The sequence below is a fragment of the Kocuria aegyptia genome (genome assembly GCF_039530085.1).
Lineage (GTDB): Bacteria > Actinomycetota > Actinomycetes > Actinomycetales > Micrococcaceae > Kocuria > Kocuria aegyptia.
On the sequence record NZ_BAAAOA010000019.1, the window covers coordinates 26974 to 44692 of the forward strand.

General features: G+C 74.7%; 16 protein-coding genes. 7 read left to right on the forward strand and 9 right to left on the reverse strand.

Annotation, left to right across the window (positions count from 1 at the left end; all coding sequences use genetic code 11):
- Nucleotides 1-14: 14 nt before the first annotated feature.
- The 3 genes from ABD220_RS08995 to ABD220_RS09005 are packed head-to-tail and all read right to left on the reverse strand — an operon-like array spanning nt 15 to nt 3118.
- Entirely contained in the window at nt 15-1202 is a 1188-nt protein-coding gene (locus tag ABD220_RS08995; RefSeq protein WP_344121798.1) for an Mrp/NBP35 family ATP-binding protein, read from the reverse strand.
- On the reverse strand, nt 1195-1824 hold the full coding sequence (locus ABD220_RS09000) for a DUF1003 domain-containing protein (protein ID WP_344121800.1): 630 nt from the start codon (nt 1822-1824) through the stop codon (nt 1195-1197). The genes ABD220_RS08995 and ABD220_RS09000 overlap by 8 nt, the downstream gene beginning before the upstream one ends.
- On the reverse strand, nt 1817-3118 hold the full coding sequence (locus tag ABD220_RS09005) for a magnesium transporter MgtE N-terminal domain-containing protein (protein WP_344121802.1): 1302 nt from the start codon (nt 3116-3118) through the stop codon (nt 1817-1819). Before ABD220_RS09005 ends, ABD220_RS09000 begins: the two co-directional genes overlap by 8 nt.
- 91 nt (nt 3119-3209) lie before the next feature.
- Here ABD220_RS09005 and ABD220_RS09010 point away from each other — a divergent pair, with 91 nt between their 5' ends.
- Complete coding sequence (locus ABD220_RS09010; RefSeq protein WP_344121804.1) at nt 3210-4106, forward strand: YflT domain-containing protein; 897 nt, start codon at nt 3210-3212, stop codon at nt 4104-4106.
- 12 nt (nt 4107-4118) lie between these two features.
- On the opposite strand, the gene ABD220_RS09015 is transcribed toward ABD220_RS09010, so the two are convergent.
- Nucleotides 4119-5693 (reverse strand): aminopeptidase P family protein, encoded by a 1575-nt coding sequence (locus tag ABD220_RS09015; protein WP_344121806.1) that lies wholly within the window; start codon nt 5691-5693, stop codon nt 4119-4121.
- A gap of 82 nt (nt 5694-5775) precedes the next feature.
- Here ABD220_RS09015 and ABD220_RS09020 point away from each other — a divergent pair, with 82 nt between their 5' ends.
- Nucleotides 5776-6627, forward strand: coding sequence for a PHP domain-containing protein (locus ABD220_RS09020; RefSeq protein ID WP_344121807.1), 852 nt, complete (start codon nt 5776-5778; stop codon nt 6625-6627).
- 108 nt (nt 6628-6735) lie between these two features.
- Here ABD220_RS09020 and ABD220_RS09025 read toward each other — a convergent pair whose 3' ends face one another.
- The 5 genes from ABD220_RS09025 to ABD220_RS09045 all read right to left on the reverse strand — a co-directional run bounded on the left by ABD220_RS09025 (nt 6736) and on the right by ABD220_RS09045 (nt 11915).
- Nucleotides 6736-7593: a DNA-methyltransferase gene (locus ABD220_RS09025; protein WP_344121809.1), complete on the reverse strand. Its 858-nt coding sequence runs from the start codon at nt 7591-7593 to the stop codon at nt 6736-6738.
- Nucleotides 7590-9281 carry a DEAD/DEAH box helicase gene (locus ABD220_RS09030; protein WP_425552539.1) on the reverse strand — a complete coding sequence of 564 codons (1692 nt, stop codon included), beginning with the start codon at nt 9279-9281 and terminating at the stop codon, nt 7590-7592. The genes ABD220_RS09025 and ABD220_RS09030 overlap by 4 nt, the downstream gene beginning before the upstream one ends.
- Before the next feature lie 349 nt (nt 9282-9630).
- Nucleotides 9631-9867, reverse strand: a complete 237-nt coding sequence (locus tag ABD220_RS09035) for a DUF3107 domain-containing protein (protein ID WP_344121811.1) — start codon at nt 9865-9867, stop codon at nt 9631-9633.
- A 55-nt stretch (nt 9868-9922) separates the two neighbouring features.
- Nucleotides 9923-10540: a TetR/AcrR family transcriptional regulator gene (locus ABD220_RS09040; protein WP_344121813.1), complete on the reverse strand. Its 618-nt coding sequence runs from the start codon at nt 10538-10540 to the stop codon at nt 9923-9925.
- A gap of 49 nt (nt 10541-10589) precedes the next feature.
- Nucleotides 10590-11915, reverse strand: coding sequence for a glutamyl-tRNA reductase (locus tag ABD220_RS09045; protein ID WP_344121815.1), 1326 nt, complete (start codon nt 11913-11915; stop codon nt 10590-10592).
- Between the two features lie 149 nt (nt 11916-12064).
- Here ABD220_RS09045 and hemE point away from each other — a divergent pair, with 149 nt between their 5' ends.
- Genes hemE through hemC form a run of 5 tightly spaced genes read left to right on the forward strand, consistent with a single transcriptional unit; the run spans nt 12065 to nt 17713 of the window.
- The gene (gene hemE / locus ABD220_RS09050; protein WP_344121817.1) at nt 12065-13270 is read left to right on the forward strand and encodes a uroporphyrinogen decarboxylase; all 1206 of its coding nucleotides are present in this window, start codon (nt 12065-12067) and stop codon (nt 13268-13270) included.
- Entirely contained in the window at nt 13267-14802 is a 1536-nt protein-coding gene (hemG, locus tag ABD220_RS09055; protein WP_344121819.1) for a protoporphyrinogen oxidase, read from the forward strand. The genes hemE and hemG overlap by 4 nt, the downstream gene beginning before the upstream one ends.
- 3 nt (nt 14803-14805) lie before the next feature.
- Complete coding sequence (gene hemQ / locus ABD220_RS09060) at nt 14806-15558, forward strand: hydrogen peroxide-dependent heme synthase (RefSeq protein WP_425552540.1); 753 nt, start codon at nt 14806-14808, stop codon at nt 15556-15558.
- A complete protein-coding gene (locus ABD220_RS09065; RefSeq protein ID WP_344121821.1) occupies nt 15555-16763 on the forward strand; it encodes a ferrochelatase in 1209 nt (402 codons plus the stop codon). Before hemQ ends, ABD220_RS09065 begins: the two co-directional genes overlap by 4 nt.
- Nucleotides 16754-17713, forward strand: coding sequence for a hydroxymethylbilane synthase (gene hemC / locus ABD220_RS09070; protein WP_344121824.1), 960 nt, complete (start codon nt 16754-16756; stop codon nt 17711-17713). Before ABD220_RS09065 ends, hemC begins: the two co-directional genes overlap by 10 nt.
- Nucleotides 17714-17719: the final 6 nt, after the last annotated feature.

The following is a 17719-nucleotide window of genomic DNA, read 5'->3' on the forward strand; positions in this document are numbered from 1 at the left end:
GCCCCTGCGGCGGATCAGCGCGGACCCAGCCCCAGCGGGCGCCCCGCGAGCCCGCGCGGGCGGGCGCCCAGCGCGTCGGCGACCGCGCGCAGCGCGACCGCGGCGGGCGAGCCGGGTGCGGACCACACGACCGGGCGGCCTGCGTCCCCGCCCTCGCGCAGGGCGACGTCGAGGGGCACGGCGCCGAGCAGCGGCACGTCGTAGCCCAGCCGGCGGGTCAGGGAGTCCGAGATCCGGGCCCCCCCGCCGGCGCCGAAGAGCTCGAGCACGCTCCCGTCTGGCATCGGCATGCCCGCCATGTTCTCGACCACCCCGGCGACCTTCTGACCGGTCTGCACCGCGAGCGCCCCGGAGCGCTCGGCGACCTCGACGGCCGCCTGCTGGGGCGTGGACACCACGAGCACCTCCGCCGAGGGCAGCAGCTGCGCCACGGAGATCGCGATGTCGCCCGTGCCCGGCGGCAGGTCGAGGAACAGGTGGTCCAGGTCCCCGAAGTGCACGTCCGTGAGGAACTGCTCCACGGCGCGGTGCAGCATCGGCCCGCGCCAGGCCACCGGCTGGTCGGGGTCCACGAACATCCCGATCGAGATGACCTTGAGCGCCCCGGCGTGCCCGGAGTCCTCCCGCGCCGCCTCGGGGACGTCCACGACGGGGGGCAGGATCATGTCCCCGACCTGCGTGGGCGCCCGGTCGACGCCGAGCAGCCCGGGGACGGAGAAGCCGTGGACGTCGGCGTCCACGATGCCCACCGACCGGCCCCGCGCCGCGAGCGCGGCGGCGAGGTTCACGGTGACCGTCGACTTGCCGACACCGCCCTTGCCGCTGGTCACGGCGTGCACCCGCGTCAGGGAGGCCGGGTCGTTGAAGGGAACGGTCCGGGTGTGGCCGACCCGGGCCTTGAGGGCGGTGCGCTGCTCGGGAGTCATCACCCCGATCTCGACGTCCACGGAGCGCACCCCGGCCACGGTTCCCACGGCGTCCCGGACGTCCCGCTCGATGGTCGAACGGAGGGGGCAGCCGCTGATCGTCAGGAGCACGTGCACGGCGGCGCGGCCGGCGTCGTCGAGGGCGGCGGAGCGGATCATCCCCAGCTCGGTCACGGGCCGGCGCAGCTCCGGGTCGAGCACGCGGTCGAGGGCCGCGCGCAGCGCGGGGTCGATCGCCTCGGGGGCGAGGACGTCGTGGGGGCGGGGCTCAGACACGGGGGATCCCTCTGGTCTCGGGGGCGGTGGGGCGGTCGGGGTTCCTGCTCCTGCGGCGGGCGGGCCTCCGCGGCGGGGTCCCGGGCTCGTCGGCGTCCGGGGCGTCGTCCTGGGACTCCAGGATCTCCTCGAGCACCGAGCGCAGCTCCGAGCGCACGAAGTCCCGGGTGGCGACGTCGCGCAGCGCGATCCGCAGCGAGGCGATCTCCCGGGTCAGGTACTCGGTGTCGGCGAGGTTCTGCTGCGCGCGGCGGCGGTCCTCCTCCTGGGTCACCCGGTCCCGGTCGTCCTGCCGGTTCTGCGCCAGCAGCAGCAGGGGCGCCGCGTAGGAGGCCTGCAGCGAGAGCATCAGCGTGAGCAGCGTGAAGTTCAGGTCCTTCGAGTCGAACTGCAGCTCCCGGGGGGCGATGGTGTTCCAGCCCAGCCACAGGGCCACGAACACCGTCATCCACAGCAGGAACTGCGGCGTGCCCATGAAGCGGGCGAAGCCCTCGGTCATCCGCCCGAAGGCGTCGGGGTTCGGTCGGAACCGGTCCAGCAGCCCGGGCCGGTGCTCGCGCGGCTGGTCGAGGGCGTTGCCGCGGGCGCTGACCCGGGGGCGCCGGGGCTCGCGCTCACTCATACCGCTTGCCCACCTTCCGGATCGGGGTCCCGTCGTCGGCGGTGCGCCAGTCCTCGGGCAGCAGGGCGTCGAGGACGTCGTCGATCGTGATCGCCCCGACCACCCGGTCGTGGTCGTTGACCACCGGGATGATGGTGAGGTCGTAGGTCGCGAGCTCACGGGCGACCTCCTGCAGGGAGGCGAGGTCGGAGACCGGCTCGAACGAGCGGTCGATGAGGTTGCCCACGGCCTCCGGCGGGGGATAGCGCAGGAGCTTCTGGGTGTGCACCATGCCCAGGTACTTGCCGGTGGGCGTCTCCAGCGGCGGGCGGGAGACGATCACGGCCGCCGCGACCGCGGGGCTGAGCTCCTCCTGGCGGATGTGCGCGAGCGCCTCCGCCACGGTGGCCTCCGGCGGCAGGATGATCGGCACGGGGGTCATCAGCGAGCCGGCCGTGCCCTCCTCGTACTCCAGCAGGCGCCGGACGTCCTCGGCGTCCTCGGGCTGCATGAGCGCGAGCAGCCCCTCGGCCTGGGCGTCGGGCAGCTCGTTGAGCAGGTCGGCGGCGTCGTCGGGCTCCATCTCCTCGAGCACCGTGGCCGCGCGGTCCGGCTCCATGTTGGTGAGGATGTAGACCTGGTCCTCCTCCGGGAGCTCCTCGAGGACGTCGGCGAGCCGATCGTCCTGGAGCTCGTGGGCGATCTCGAGCATGCGCTTGGCCGACATGTCGTGGAGCTCGTCGGCGAGGTCGGCGGGCTGCTGCTCCTCGTGGGAGGCGACCCACTGGGTGGCGGGCTGGTGGCCCGCGGCGGAGGGGTCGCCCGCGTCCTCCCAGTCGATGATGAGCGTCTCGTTGCGCCGCCGCATCAGGCCCCCGCCCGCGCCCGTGCGGCGGACGAAGAGCTGGGTGATCAGCCAGTCCCCGGTGTTGCGCTTGCGCTCCATCGCCATGTCCTCGACCGTGGCCGAGCCGGAGCCGTCGCGCAGCACCACGGTGCGGTCGAAGACCTCGCCCACGGCGAGGGTCTCCGCTCCGCGCTGCTCGAAGCGGCGCAGGTTCACGAGGCCCGTGCTGATGATCTTCTCCGCGTCGATGCTGGTCACGCGGGTCATCGGCACGAACACCCGCTTCTTGCCGAGGACCTCCACCACGAGGCCGACCACGAGGGGCCGCCGGGAGGAGCGCCCGTACCGGGAGCTGCCGCGCATGAGCACGACGACGTCGCGCAACCGCCCCAGACGGTCCCCCAGGGGGTCGAACACGTCGAGGCCGATCAGGCGCGCGATGAAGATCTTGTCGATGCTGCTGCTCACCGTACAAGACTACCCACCGGCTCCCCGGGGCCGGTCGCGGGGCCGGGGACCCGGGGAGCGGCGGGGCCGGCGGATGGGGAAGAATGGGGGCATGAGCTCGCCACGGTCCCTGCCCCCCGCCAGTCCCGCCGCCCGCGGTCTGCCCCGCGGGGAGGTGATCGGGCGCTACGGTACCTACGCCGACGCGCAGAAGGCCGTGGACCACCTCGCGGACGAGCAGTTCGAGGTGGACCGGATCGCGATCGTCGGCAACGACCTGAAGTCCGTGGAGCAGGTGACCGGCCGGCTCAGCTACCCGAAGGTCGCCGGCCAGGGAGCGCTCAACGGCATGGTCTTCGGGGCCTTCCTCGGGATGATCCTGTCGCTGCTGGGCGGGGAGCAGTGGCTGTCCACGCTGCTCGTGTCGGTGCTGATGGGCGGGGCGTTCTGGATGCTGCTGGCCACCATCACCTACGCCATGCAGCGCGGGAAGCGGGACTTCACCTCGACCAACCAGATCGTCGCCACCTCCTACGACGTCGTGGCCGCCCCCGAGGTGGCCCAGCGCGCCCAACAGGTGCTGCAGGGTCTGCGGGGGCTGCAGAGCCTGCCGTGGAGGGCTCCCGCACCGGGGCCCGGCCCGCAGCAGGCGCCCCGCCAGGGACCCCCGCAGGCCGGGGCCCCGGGACGGCCTGCGGGGGCCCCGTGGCAACGGCCCTCCTCCGGTGCTCCCGCGGAGTCGGTCCGCGGCCCCGCGCCCGCGGACCCGGCGGAGGCCCAGGGCGAGCGGACCGCGGCGCCCGGCCGCTCCGCGATGTTCCAGGACCTGCCCGACGGCCGGCCCCAGTACGGCATCAGGCTCCCCGCGGGGGAGCCCGCCGGGGACGCCGCCCCCCAGGACGCCGGGGGACAGGGCACCGCTGGGCAGGACGCGGCGGGGCGGGACCCGGGTGCCGGCGGGGCGGAGCCGTCGGCCGGCGGGAGCACGTCCACCGACGCCTCCCGCTGAACGGCCACCGGCTCAGCTGGGGTCGACGCCCTCCCGGGCGTGCCACAGCCCGGTCATCCACGCCTCGACCTCGTCCGGGGTGCGGGGCAGCCCGGAGGAGAGGTTGACGTTGCCGTCCTCGGTGATCAGGACGTCGTCCTCGATCCGCACGCCGATCCCGCGGTACTCCTCCGGCACCGCGAGGTCCTCCGCCTTGAAGTAGAGGCCGGGCTCGATGGTGAACACCATGCCGGGCTCGATGACCCCGTCCACGTAGAGCTCCCGCTTGGCCTGCGCGCAGTCGTGCACGTCCAGGCCCAGGTGGTGGCTCGTGCCGTGCGGCATCCACCGCCGGTGGTGCTGGCCCTCCGCGGAGAGCGAGACCTCGGCGGGCACGGGCAGCAGCCCCCAGCTCTCCAGCCGCCGCGCCAGGACCTCCATGGCCGCGGCGTGCACGTCCCGGAACCGGTTGCCGGGCACCGCGGCGTCGAACGCGGCGTCGGCGGCGTCCAGGACCGCCTGGTAGATCCGCCGCTGGACCTCCGTGTAGCGCCCGTTCACGGGCAGGGTGCGGGTGATGTCCGCGGTGTAGAGGGACTCGGCCTCCACGCCCGCGTCCACGAGGATCAGCTCCCCGGGGATGACCCTGCCGGTGTTGCGGATCCAGTGCAGGACCGTGGCGTTGTTGCCGCACGCCGCGATGGTGTCGTAGCCGAGGTCGTTGCCGTCCGTGCGGGCGCGGGCGAAGAAGGCGCCCTCGACCATGCGCTCGCCGCGGTGGCGGTGACCCGCGGCGGCGGGGAGCACGTGCACGATGTCGGTGAAGCCGGCGATGGTCGCGTCCACGGCCTCGCGCAGCTGACCGACCTCGTGGGCGTCCTTGACGAGCCGCAGCTCCGAGAGCGCCTCGGCGAGCTCGCCGTCGAGGGCGTCCGAGGACTCGAGGTCCACCCCGGTGTTGATCCGGGAGGTGTCCACCAGGGCATCGACGTCGAGGTCCACCTCGCGCACGAGCCGGATCCGCAGGCCGCCCAGCGCGGTGGGCCCGGCGTTCTTGGTCACCGCGTCCTCGAGGCCCCCGAGGTCCCGGGTGCGCAGCCCGTAGGCGGCGCCCAGCTCCTCGAGGGTGGGGCGGGGGCCGACCCAGAACTCGCCGTTCTTGGCGTCGGCGTAGAACTCCTTCGAGTCACGGCCGGCCATGGGGTGGAAGTACAGGGTGGCCTCGTGGTGTCCCCCGTCGTCGCCCGCTCCCTCCTCGACGGGCTCGAGCACCAGCACGGCGTCGGGCTCGTGGTCCACGCCCAGACCTGTCAGGTGCGCGAACGCGGAGTGCGGCCGGAAACGGTAGTCGGTATCGTTGGAGCGGACCTTCAGCGGCCCGGCGGGGAGCACGAGCCGCTCACCGGGGAAGCGCTCGGAGATCCGCCTCCGCCGCTCGGCGGCGAAGTCCGCGACCGGGACCCGGTCCACCTCGGCAGGCTCCGGCTCCGCCCACTGGGAGGCCATGAACTGCTGGAAGGCGGCGGAGTCGGGGCGCTGGGACCGGTTCTCGACCCGGTCCGAGAGCGGCTGCGCGGCGTCCTGGGGAGTGGTGCTGTGCTCTGTCATGATTCCTTGTCCTCGAGTCGTCCGTCTCATCGTGCCACGGGAGGCGGCGGGCCGTCCGGTCCGGACCGGTATCGTGGAGCGGGTGAAGATCGACCTGCACACCCACTCGTCCGCCTCCGACGGCACGGAGAGCCCGGCGGACGTCGCTCGAGCGGCGCACGCGGCGGGCCTGGACGTCTTCGCCCTCACCGACCACGACACCACCTCCGGCTGGCAGGCGGCCGGGGACGCCGCCGTGGCCCTGGGGGTCGCCTTCGTCCCGGGCATGGAGATCTCCTGCACCACCGGCGACGGGATCTCGGTGCACCTGTTGAGCTACCTGCACGACCCGCAGGACCCGGGGCTGTGCGCCGAGATCGAGGCCTCCCGCTGCTCCCGGCGCACCCGGGCCGAACGCATGGTGGAGCTGCTGTCCGAGGACTACCCGATCGACTGGGACGTGGTCCTGGACCACGTGCGCGAGGGCGCGACCGTGGGCCGCCCGCACATCGCCGACGCACTGGTCACCGTGGGGGTCGTGGAGAACCGCACCGCGGCCTTCGCCTCGGTGCTGCACAGCCGCTCCCGCTACTACGTCCCCCACTACGCCCCGGACCCGGTGCACGCGGTGCGCCTCGTGCGGGCCGCCGGCGGTGTCCCCGTGTTCGCCCACCCGCTCGCCGCGGCCCGCGGCCGGGTGGTGGGCCCGGAGGTCTTCGAGGCCATGATCGACGCCGGGCTCGGCGGTCTGGAGGTCGCGCACCGCGACAACCCCGAGGACGCCCGGGCGCGGCTCGTGCGGATGGCCTCCGAGCACGACCTGGTGGTCACGGGCTCGAGCGACTACCACGGGGGCGGCAAGCCCAACCGGCTGGGGGAGAACCTGACCTCCGTCCAGTCGCTGGTGCGGATCGAGGAGCAGGCCGGCTCCGGTGTGCCCGTGCGCTATCCCTGAGCGCTCCCGGGGCCGGCACGCCCGGGACCCTGCCCGTGCGCGCGGCGGTGCCCGTTCTGCCGGGCGGCCCCGGAGCGGGCCTCCGTCGTCACCGGGATGGGCGCGCGCTCAGTCCCACACGGCCGCGCCCGGCAGACGCGCGCGCATGACCTCGATGGCCTCCGGGTTGCGGTCCACGCACACGAACCGCCGGTCCAGCTGCCCGGCGGCGGCGCCGAGCGTCCCGGAGCCGGCGAAGAAGTCCAGCACCCAGTCCCCGCGGGCGGAGCTGGCGGCGACCATCCGCCGCACCAGGCCCACGGGCTTCTGCGTGGGGTAGCCGGTCTTCTCCCGGCCGGTGGGGGAGACGATGGTGTGCCACCACACGTCCGTGGGCAGCTTGCCCAGCCGGACCTTCTCCGGGGTCACCAGACCGGGGGCCATGTACGGCTCCCGGTCCACCTCGGCGCTGTCGAACAGGTACCGCTCCGGGTCCTTGACGTAGACCAGGACGTTGTCGTGCTTGGCGGGCCAGCGCCGGCGGGAGCGCCCGCCGTAGTCGTAGGCCCAGATGATCTCGTTCAGGAAGCACTCCCGGCCGAAGATCGCGTCCAGCATGACCTTCGCGTAGTGCACCTCCCGGTAGTCCAGGTGCAGGTACAGCGTCCCGTCGTCGGCGAGCACCCGCCACGCTTCCCGCAGCCGGGGCTCCAGGAACCCCCAGTAGTCGGCGAACGCGTCGTCGTAGCTGCGCAGGGCCCCCAGCACGGTCGTGTAGGAGCGGCCGGCGAAGCCGGTGCGGTCGCCCTCGCCGGCGGCGGCCGGGGTCACGGTGGACTCCCGCCGGCGCTGCGTGCGGCCCGTGTTGAAGGGCGGGTCCACGTAGATCATGCGGAAGGCCCCGTCGGGCAGCCGCCGCAGCAGATCCAGGTTCTCCGCGGCGACCACCGCGTCGGGGCCTCCGGCGTCGAAGGCGAAGGGGCTCACTCGCCGGCGGTGCCGCTCTGCTCCTGCGTGGCCCCGCCGCTGCGGCGGCGCCGGCGACGCCGGGTGGTGCCCTCCGGGGTCCGCTCCACGGAGGTCTCCCGGGAGGCCTCGGGGGCCGTCTCCCGCGTCTTCCCCCGGGGCCCCCGGCCGTCCTCGCCCGCAGCGGCCGCCGTCGAGGTGCTGTCGCGGCGGCCGCCGCGGCCCTCGCTGCGGCCCTCGCTGCGGCCCTCGCCGCGTCGGGGGCCGCCGCGCTCGCGCGAGCGCGCGTCCCGGCTGTCGCCGCGCGGGCCGCTCTTGCGCCCGCCGGGCTCGCCGAGATCCTCGAGCACCTCGGCGCCGAGCCCCTCGTGGGTGCGCTTGGAGCGGGGAAGCCGGCCCTTGGTGCCCTTCGGGATGCTCAGCTCCTCGTACAGGTGCTCGGAGGAGGAGTAGGTCTCGCGGGGCTCGGGGATGCCGAGCTCCAGGGCCTTGTCGATCAGCCGCCAGCGCGGGACGTCGTCCCAGTCCACGAACGTCACGGCCGTGCCCTTGTTGCCGGCGCGGCCGGTGCGGCCGGTGCGGTGCAGGTAGGTCTTCTCGTCCTCCGGGCACTGGAAGTTGATGACGTGCGTGACGTCCTCGACGTCGATGCCGCGGGCGGCGACGTCCGTGGCCACGAGCACGTCGACCTTGTTGTTGCGGAACGCGCGCAGCGCCTGCTCGCGCGCGCCCTGACCCAGGTCGCCGTGCAGCGGGGCGGCGGCGAAGCCACGGGTGATCAGCTCGTCCGCGAGCTTCGCCGCGGCGCGCTTGGTCTTGGTGAACACGATCGTGCGCCCCCGGCCCTCCGCCTGCAGGATCCGGGCCACGACCTCGTCCTTGTCGAGGTGGTGGGCCCGGTAGACCACCTGGCGGATGTCCTTCTTGGTGGCGCCCTCGTCCGGCGCGGCGGCCCGGATGTGCATGGGCTTGGTCATGTAGCGGCGGGCCATGGCCACCACGGGGCCGGGCATCGTCGCGGAGAAGAGCATGGTCTGCCGGACCTCGGGCACGGCCGAGAGCAGCTTCTCGACGTCGGGCAGGAACCCGAGGTCGAGCATCTCGTCGGCCTCGTCAAGCACCACGGCCCGGACCGCGGACAGGTCGAGGTGGCGCTGCCGGTTCAGGTCGATGAGCCGGCCGGGGGTGCCGACGACGACCTCGACGCCCGCCTGCAGCTCCTCGATCTGGGGCTCGTAGGCGCGTCCGCCGTAGATGGTCGCCACCCGGGCGTTGCGGGTCCGCGCGGCGGTCGCGAGGTCGTGGCCGACCTGGACGGCGAGTTCGCGGGTCGGCACCACGATGAGCGCCTGCGGGGCGCCGGGCTTCTTCAGCTGGTCCCAGCCGGCGTCACCGCGGCCCACGACGCGCTGGACCACGGGGATGCCGAAGCCGAGGGTCTTGCCCGTGCCGGTCTTGGCCTGGCCGATGATGTCCTGCCCGGACAGCGCCACGGGCAGGGTCATGGCCTGGATGGGGAAGGGGTGGACGATGCCCTCGGCCGCGAGGGAGTCCACGATGTCCTGGCGCACCCCGAACTCGGCGAAGTCCTGGGGCAGCGGCTCGGGGTGCTCGGTGGTCTCGACGACCACCTCGGGGGTGCCGTCGAGGGCGGTCTCGTCGCCGGGCGCGGCGGCGTCCGGGGTGGTGTCGGTGATGTAGTCGGTCACGGTCGGGTTCCTTCGTTCGGGCACGCCTGCCGAAGGGAGGGACCTCGGGGTCCGGCCTCCGGGCCGCCGTGCTGGCGGCCGCCGGGGGGCGTGCGGTGGGTGGAAGCCGATCGCGAGCGTGCGCCGCCTCGACCGGGCGGGCCACGAGGAGCGTGGCGCCCGGGTCCGGTCCTGCGCGAGGCCGCCGTGCGGGGCCTGTTCGCGGGGAGCGGGGGCGAGTAGGTGTCTGTCGTTCGTGGGATCGCGGGTACGACCGGTCATCCAGTGCGCTTAACAGTGTAGCCCGACGACCGCGCACACTCCGTGCGGTCGCCGGGCCGGGGTCCCGCCGTGCTCGGCGGAGGGGCGCTCAGTCGTCCTTCGTGAAGGGCATGAACCCCACGGGCCGCTTCTGCTCGGCTCCGACGGCGGCGTAGCCGATGACGTTGGCCGGGACGACGGTCACGTTGCCCTTGGTGTCCGTCAGGGTCAGCGGGGATCCGGAGGAGACGGCCGCGGTGATCTTCTCGACCGCCTCCTGCGCCTCGAGCGCGGAGTCGACGACGATCTCCCGGGCGACGTGCTGAACACCGATCTTGATTTCCATGGGTCCTCCTCGGGACAGGGCGGCGGGGTGCGTCCCGGTCAGTCTAGGGAGGGCCCTACTCCCAGTCCTCGTCGATCACGGAGATTCCGCCCCAAGCTAAACGGAAGATCTGGCGCTGGGCCTCGGCCCGTCCGCCGGTGCCCGGGTTGCGGATCCAGTGCACCGCGGCGGTCTGCGCCATCCCGGTGAGGGAGCGGGAGACGAGCACCGCGTGCGGGTGGCTCAGCCCCGCGTTGGGCCCGAGGACCCCGGCGATCGAGTCCGCCACGGCCAGGTGGAAGTTCTCGAAGCGCTCGGCGACCTCCGGGTCCGTCAGCAGGTCCGACTCGAAGATCAGCCGGTGGGCCTCCGGATTGGCCTCCACGAAGCCGAAATAGACGTCCAGCATGGACTCCACCCGTTCGCGGTTCACGTCGCTGCCCTGCAGCGCCGAGACGAGCCGGCTCGAGAGCTCCTGGAGGTAGTGGTCCACGAGGGCGAGGTACAGCTCGCGCTTGCCGGGGAAGTGCTGGTAGAGGACGGGCTTGCTCACCTGCGCGGCGTCGGCGATGTCGTCCATGGACGCCCCGTGGTAGCCGTTGGAGGAGAACACGGTCAGCGCCGTCTCGAGCAGCTGCCGCCGTCGGGCCTCGCGCGGGAGGCGCGCGGGGCGGCCTCTCCTGGTCTCAGTCATGAACCGTTCCTCCTCAACCGGCCGGCTGTCCGGCCGAACGAATGCTGCCCTACCCCGCGGCCCGGGAGCGGCGGGCGACCTCCGGCGGCGCCTCGGCCGCCGGAGGTGCGGCGCCCTCCTCGGCGGGCGCGGGGACCTCGATCCCGTACAGGGCCGCCAGGCCGGTGATGTACTCGTCCTGCCGGCCCTGCGCGGCGAGCTCGCGCGCGCGGACGGTGGGGGTGTGCAGGAGGGACCGGACCATGCGGCGCATCGCGAGCTCGATCTGCTCCTGCGCGGCCGTGCATCCGTGGTGGGAGGTGACCTTGGCGAGCTCGGCGTCCAGGACCGCCATGGTGTGCTTGCGCAGGGCGACGATCGCGGCGTCCATGTCCCGGGCGTCCTGGCTCGCGGCGAACTCCTGGGCGGCTCGCTCGACGATCCCCCGCGCGGCGTCGACGGACTCCCGCGTCTCGTCGGGGGCGGCCACGCGCACCGACTCCAGGGTGATGAGCTCGACGCCGGGGAGGTCCGCCACGGCGGGGTCGAAGTCCCGGGTCAGGGCCAGGTCGACCACCGTGCGGGACCCGGCGGGGAACGCGGCGGCGCCCATGGGGGCGGAGCCGCCGCTGCAGCCGATCACGACGTCGGCGCGCTCCAGGGCCGCGGCCAGCTCCTCGGCCGCCACCGGCGTGCCGCCGCGGTTCTCCGTGAACTGCTCGGCCCGGCCCGAGGCCGAGTACACCTCGATGTCCGCGCAGCCGCGGTCGCGCAGGGCGGCCATGGTCGCCCCCGCGTAGGCCCCCGTGCCGAACACGAGGGCGCGACGGGACGCCCAGGTGCCGGTCGTGACGTCGTCGGCGAGGTCCAGGGCCACGGAGACGATGGAGCGGCCGCGCTCGCCCAGGGCGGTCTGCGTGCCGACCTTGCGGGCGGTGCGGGCGGCCGCCTCGAACAGCCGCTGCAGCTTGCCCGAGACCGTCCCGGCCTGCTGGGCGTCGTTGAGGGCGCGCCGGACCTGCCCGGTGATCTCCCGCTCGCCCACCACCGCAGACTCCAGCCCGGAGACCACGGTGAAGAGGTGGCGTGCGGCGCCGGAGTCGGTGAAGGCCCGCAGGGAGTCGGCCACGAACTCGGGGTCCAGCCCGGCGCGGGAGCCGATCTGGTCGGTGAGGTCGGACAGGACCCGGTCCAGCGCGGTGCCGGACGAGGTGCCCGGTGCATCCTCGAGCTCTCCGTAGATCTCGAGCCGGTTGCACGTCGAGAGGGTCACGGCGCCCCGGAGCGGACCGTTGCGGACCATCTCCTCGGACAGCCCGAGCGCACCGGTGCTGAGACGCGCAACGGTGTTCAGATCGACGTTCTGATGAGAGGCGACGAGAGCGAAGAGGACCACAGTGCATTCATACTAGACGGTCACCGCGGATCCGTGCCTCGGTGACGTCCGAGAGACAGCTCACGTCCGTCACCGATCCACCCGTCCGGCAGTCCGGTGACGCTGCGTCGGTAAACGACGTCGGTGTTCCTTGGCACAATGGGAGCACTATGCCTACCACCCCTGAGACGGCGAGCACGCCGGACACGTCGACCGCAGCCGTTCCCGGGCACCCCACGGGCGGCACCCACCCCTCGGCCGCGTTCCAGCGCCTGACCGGATCGCTCGGGGCGCTGCCGCAGGGCCACCCGCTGCGCTCCGCCGGCACGCTGGACGCCCCGCTGCTGCAGGCCCTCACGGGCCGGGCGCCCGGCCGCCGCCCGGTGTGGTTCATGCGGCAGGCGGGCCGGTCGCTGCCGGAGTACCGGTCCCTGCGGCAGGGCACCGCCATGCTCGACGCCTGCCTGGACCCCGCCATGGCCGCGGAGATCACGCTCCAGCCGGTGCGCCGGCACGACGTCGACGCCGCCATCTTCTTCTCCGACATCGTGGTGCCCATGCGCGTGGCCGGGGTGGGCGTCGAGATCGTCCCCGGCCGCGGGCCCGTGCTGGGGAGTCCCGTGCGCACGGCCGCCGACGTCGCGGCCCTGCCCGAGCTCGCCGAGGCGGCCCTCGACCCGATCCGGGAGGCCGTCGCCCGCACCGTCGCGGAGCTCGGCGCGACCCCGCTCATCGGCTTCGCCGGGGCGCCGTTCACCGTGGCCGCCTACATGGTCGAGGGCGGGCCCTCCCGGGACCACCTGCTGCCGCGCACGATGATGCACGCCGACCCGGCGGCCTGGCGGGCGCTGGCCGAGTGGGCGGCTCGGACGTCCGGGGCGTTCCTGCGCGCCCAGGTCGAGGCAGGCGCCTCGGCCGTGCAGCTCTTCGACTCCTGGGCGGGCTCCCTGTCCCTGGCCGACTACTCCGCGCACGTCCTGGAGCACTCGGCGGCCGCGCTGGCCGCCGTCGAGGACCTCCCCGTGCCCCGCGTCCACTTCGGGACGGGCACGGGCGAGCTGCTCGCCGCGATGCGGGACGCCGGCGCGGACGCGGTGGGCGTGGACTACCGGATCCCGCTGGCGGAGGCCAACCGGCGGCTCGGCGGGTCCACCGTGCTGCAGGGCAACATCGACCCGGCCCTGCTCGCCGCGCCCTGGCCCGTGCTCGCCGAGCACGTGCGCGAGGTGCTGCGCGGCGGGGACCAGGCCCCGGGGCACGTCGTCAACCTCGGCCACGGTGTTCCGCCGGGCACCGACCCCCAGGTGCTCACCGACCTCGTGTCCTTCGTCCACGACCAGCCGCTGGAGCAGTCCTCGGGCGGTGGCCGGCGGTGAGCGCGGAGCCGGACGGCCGGCCCGCCCGCCGCACCCCGCCCCGCTCCGCCCTCGTGGTGGGCGGCGGCGTCTCCGGGCTCGTGGCCGCCCGCGACCTTGCCGCCCGCGGGCTGCGCGTCACGCTGGTCGAGGCCGAGGACCACCTCGGCGGAGCCGTCGGCGCGCACCAGGTGGCGGGCCTCGTCCTGGACTCCGGCGCCGAGTCCTTCGCGACCCGCTCCCGGGCGGTCCCCGACCTGCTGGACGAGCTGGGGCTCGGCGAGCGCGTGGTGTACCCCAATCGTTCCGGATCGTGGCTCTTCCTGCCGGAGGGCGCCGTGCCGGCCCCCGACTCCGGGATCCTGGGCATCCCCGCCGACCCGACCGCCCCCCGCCTGCGGGCGGCCCTCGGCCGGGCCGGTGTGCTGCGCGCGGGCCTCGACCGCAGGCTGCCGGCGTTCGTCGGCATGACCGAGCGCTCCCTCGGCGGCCTCGTCCGGGCCCGGATGGGGGAGCGGGTGCTCGACCGGCTCGTCGCGCCGTTCACCACGGGCGTGCACTCCGCCCACCCCGACGACCTCGACGTCGACGCCGTGGCCCCCGGCCTGCGCCGGGCGCTGCGCGAGCACGGCTCCCTCGGCGCCGCCGCGGGCGCCCTGCGCCGGGCCGCGCCGGCGGGGGCGAACGTGGCGGGGCTGCGCGGTGGCATGAACGCCCTGTCCGAGACCCTCGTGCACGACCTCGAGCGGACGGGCGTGAAGCTCGTCACCGGCTACGACGTCATCGCCCTCGACCGCGACCCCCGGCGCGAGGGCTGGATGGTCATCCAGCGCCAGCCCCGCTTCGGCCACAAGACGGCCGTGGCGCGCGGGGAGCTGCTCGTGATGGCCACCGACGGCGCGGCCGCCGTCCGGCTCCTGGCCAGCCACGAGGAGGAACTCCAGCGCTTCGCCCCGGAGCCGGGGCCCCAGGTGGCCCTGGCCACGCTCGTGGTCGACGAGCCGCACCTCGACGGGGCCCCCCGGGGCACCGGCCTGCTCGTGAGCGAGGACGCCCGCGGCGTGCGCGCCAAGGCCCTCACCCACGCCAGCGCCAAGTGGGACTGGGTGCGGCAGGCCGCCGGCCCCGGCCGGCACGTGCTGCGGCTGTCCTACGGCCGTGCCCAGCCCGACGCCACCGCCGTGCCCCCGGAGGTGTCCCTGCCCGACGACCAGCTCGTCCGCCTGGCCCTCTCCGACGCCTCGACCCTCATGGGCGTGCCCCTGCGGCCCGCCCAGCTCGTCGGCGCGGACATCGTGCGCTGGCGCTCCGCGCTGCCCCGCGCCGGAGTCGGCCACGCCCGGCGGGTCGCCGACTTCCGGCGGGCGCTCGCGCAGCTGCCCGACGCCGTCGCGGTGGGCGGGTGGCTGGCGGGCACGGGCCTCGCCTCCGTCGTCGCCGACACCCGGGCCCAGGTCCGCGCCCTGCTCGCCGAGGCGGGCGTCCCGGACGACGCCGCGCCGGCCGCCGATCCGGCACGGACCCCACCGACCAGCACCCCACGAAAGGACTGAGCCTTGTCCCACGACCCCAGCCCCCACGAGCACGGCGGCCGTCCCACGGCCTCGCCCGAGCCGACCCAGGACGGCGGCGCGGAGCGTCTGCACTGGGCCGTCTGGTCGGTGTTCGCCCGTTCCGCCGGCGGCGCCGAGGCCCGGACGGCCGGCGACGACGCCTCCGCGGCGGCCGAGTTCGACGGCGTCGTCGAGCAGCTGGCGGCCGAGGGCGTGACGCTGCGCGGGGCCTACGACGTCTCGGGGATGCGCGAGGACGCCGACGTCCTGACGTGGTTGCACGGCGACGACCCCCAGGCGCTCCAGTCTGCGGTCCGGCGGCTGCGCCGCACGGAGCTCCTGGCCGGCACCGCGCAGGCCTGGAACGCGATGGGGGTCCACCGCGAGGCCGAGTTCACCCGGAACCACTCGCCGTCCTTCGCCCGCGGTGTCGCCCCGGAGGACTGGGTGTGCGTCTACCCGTTCGTGCGCTCCTACGAGTGGTACTACATGAACGCCCAGCGCCGCGCCGAGATGCTGCGCAACCACGGGATGGCGGCGCGCGACTACCCGCAGGTGCTCGCGAACACCATCGCGTGCTTCGGGCTCAACGACTTCGAGTGGCTGCTCGCGCTGGAGGCCCCCGAGCTGGTGGACCTCGTCGACGTGATGCGGGCCTTCCGCAACACGGAGGCCCGGTTGCACGTGCGCGAGGAGACACCGTTCTACACGGGTCGCCGGGTCCGCACCGAGGAGCTCGCGGAGGTGCTCCGGTGAGCGCCGAGAACGCCCTGTCGCGGGCCCGCGCGCACGCGCCCGAGCACTACGACGCCGTCGTGCTCTCCTCCTTCGGCGGGCCGGAGGGGCAGGACGACGTCCTGCCGTTCCTGCGCAACGTCACGAAGGGCCGCGGCATCCCCGACGAACGGCTCGAGGAGGTCGCCACCCACTACCGGGCCAACGGCGGCGTCAGCCCCATCAACGCCCAGAACCGCGCGCTGCGCTCCGCGCTCGAGGCGGAGCTGCTCGGCCGGGGCCTGAGCGTGCCCGTGCTGTGGGCCAACCGCAACTGGGCGCCCTACGTGGCCGACGTCGTGCGGGAGTGCCACGCGCGCGGCCTGCGCAAGCTCCTGGTGCTCGCCACCAGCGCCTACTCCAGCTACTCCGGCTGCCGCCAGTACCGCGAGGACTACGGAGTGGCGCTCGAGGAGCTCGGGCTCACGGACGAGATGCAGGTCGACAAGGTCCACCAGTACTACGACTCGGAGGGCTTCGTGCAGCCTTTCGTCGAAGGCCTCCGGGAGGGTCTCGCCCGGGTGCGGGACCGGCTCGGCGCCGACGGCGGCAGGATCGCGATCCTGTTCTGCACCCACTCCATCCCCACCACCGACGCCGAGGCCTCGGGACCGGCGCGGATGGACTTCGAGGAGGGCTCCGCCTACGTGGCCCAGCACCTGGCCGTGGCGCGGACCGTGCTGGAGCGCGTGGGGCCGGAGGAGCTCGGGGACCACACCTGGGACCTCGTCTACCAGTCCCGCTCCGGGCCCCCGCAGGTCCCGTGGCTCGAGCCGGACGTCAACGACGCCCTCGAGGAGGTCGCCGAGCGCGGTGTCGCCGGCGTGGTCCTCGTGCCGCTGGGCTTCGTCTCCGACCACATGGAGGTCAAGTGGGACCTCGACACCGAGGCCCTGGAGACCTGCGAGCGGCTCGGTCTCCCGGCCGTGCGCACCCCCACCGCGGGCATACACCCGGCGTTCGTGGCCGGGCTCGCGGACCTCGTCGAGCAGCGCGTCGCCGGGCGCACCGCACCGCCGCGGGTCTCCGCGTGCGCCCGGGGCACGTGGTTCGACGACTGCGCCCCGGACTGCTGCGTCAAAGTGCTGCGCGGCGCCACCGGGCCCCGCCCGACCATCGCCCAGCGTCCGCACGGGGAGCCCGTCCCGGTCGACCTCGACGAGGCCGGGGAGGTGAGGTGGGCGTGACGGCCGCGGCGCAGGGGCTTCCGGCGTTCCGGGTCGGGACCCGCGGCTCCCGGCTCGCGCTCACCCAGACCACCACGGCGGCCCGCGCCGTCGCGGCGGCGGGCGGGCTGGAGCCGGAGCTCGTCACGATCCGCACCGAGGGCGACGTCCTGACCGGGCCCCTGTCCCAGATGGGTGGCACCGGGGTCTTCGCCACGGCCCTGCGGGCCGCGCTGCTGGCCGGCTCCGTGGACCTGGCCGTGCACTCCCTCAAGGACCTCCCCACCGCTCCCGTGCTGGGCCTCGAGGTCGCCGCGGTGCCGGAGCGGGAGGACCCCCGGGACGCCCTGTGCGCCCGTGACGGGCTGGCCCTCACCGAGCTGCCCCCGGGGTCGAAGGTCGGCACCGGCTCCCCGCGGCGCGCGGCGCAGGTGCGCGCGGCGCGCCCCGACCTAGTCATCGTCGACATCCGCGGCAACGTGGGCACCCGGCTGGGACGGGTGGCCCCCGGCGACCTCGACGCCGTGGTGCTCGCCGCCTCCGGGCTGCGGCGTCTCGGGCTGGAGGACGCGATCACCGAGCTGATCGACCCGTCCGTCATGCTCCCCGCTCCCGGGCAGGGCGCCCTGGCCCTGGAGTGCCGCACCGAGGACGCCTCCGGCGACACCCCGCTCGCCGCCGGCCTCGCCGCGGTGGACCACCTGGAGACCCGCCTGGCCGTGACCGCGGAACGGGCGCTGCTGACCCGGCTCGAGGCCGGCTGCGCGGCGCCCGTGGGCACCCTCGGACGGGTCCAGGGCGGCGAGGTCGTGCTCGACGTGGTCGTCGCCGACCCGGACGGCAGCCGGCTCATGCGCCGCAGCGGCCGCACCGCGGCGGGCGACGTCGAGGCCGCCCGCGCCCTCGGCATCCGGCTGGGCGACGAGCTGCTCGCCGACGGCGCCGGCCGGCTGGCCCGGTTGACGCTCTGAGACCCG

Coding starts and splice junctions, on each gene's coding strand:
- ABD220_RS09040 (WP_344121813.1), bottom strand. CDS start 10,540: ATGACTGAGACCAGGAGAGGCCGCCCCGCGCGCCTCCCGCGCGAGGCC.
- hemE (WP_344121817.1), top strand. CDS start 12,065: ATGCCTACCACCCCTGAGACGGCGAGCACGCCGGACACGTCGACCGCA.
- ABD220_RS09035 (WP_344121811.1), bottom strand. CDS start 9,867: ATGGAAATCAAGATCGGTGTTCAGCACGTCGCCCGGGAGATCGTCGTC.
- ABD220_RS09000 (WP_344121800.1), bottom strand. CDS start 1,824: ATGAGTGAGCGCGAGCCCCGGCGCCCCCGGGTCAGCGCCCGCGGCAAC.
- ABD220_RS09010 (WP_344121804.1), top strand. CDS start 3,210: ATGAGCTCGCCACGGTCCCTGCCCCCCGCCAGTCCCGCCGCCCGCGGT.
- ABD220_RS09015 (WP_344121806.1), bottom strand. CDS start 5,693: ATGACAGAGCACAGCACCACTCCCCAGGACGCCGCGCAGCCGCTCTCG.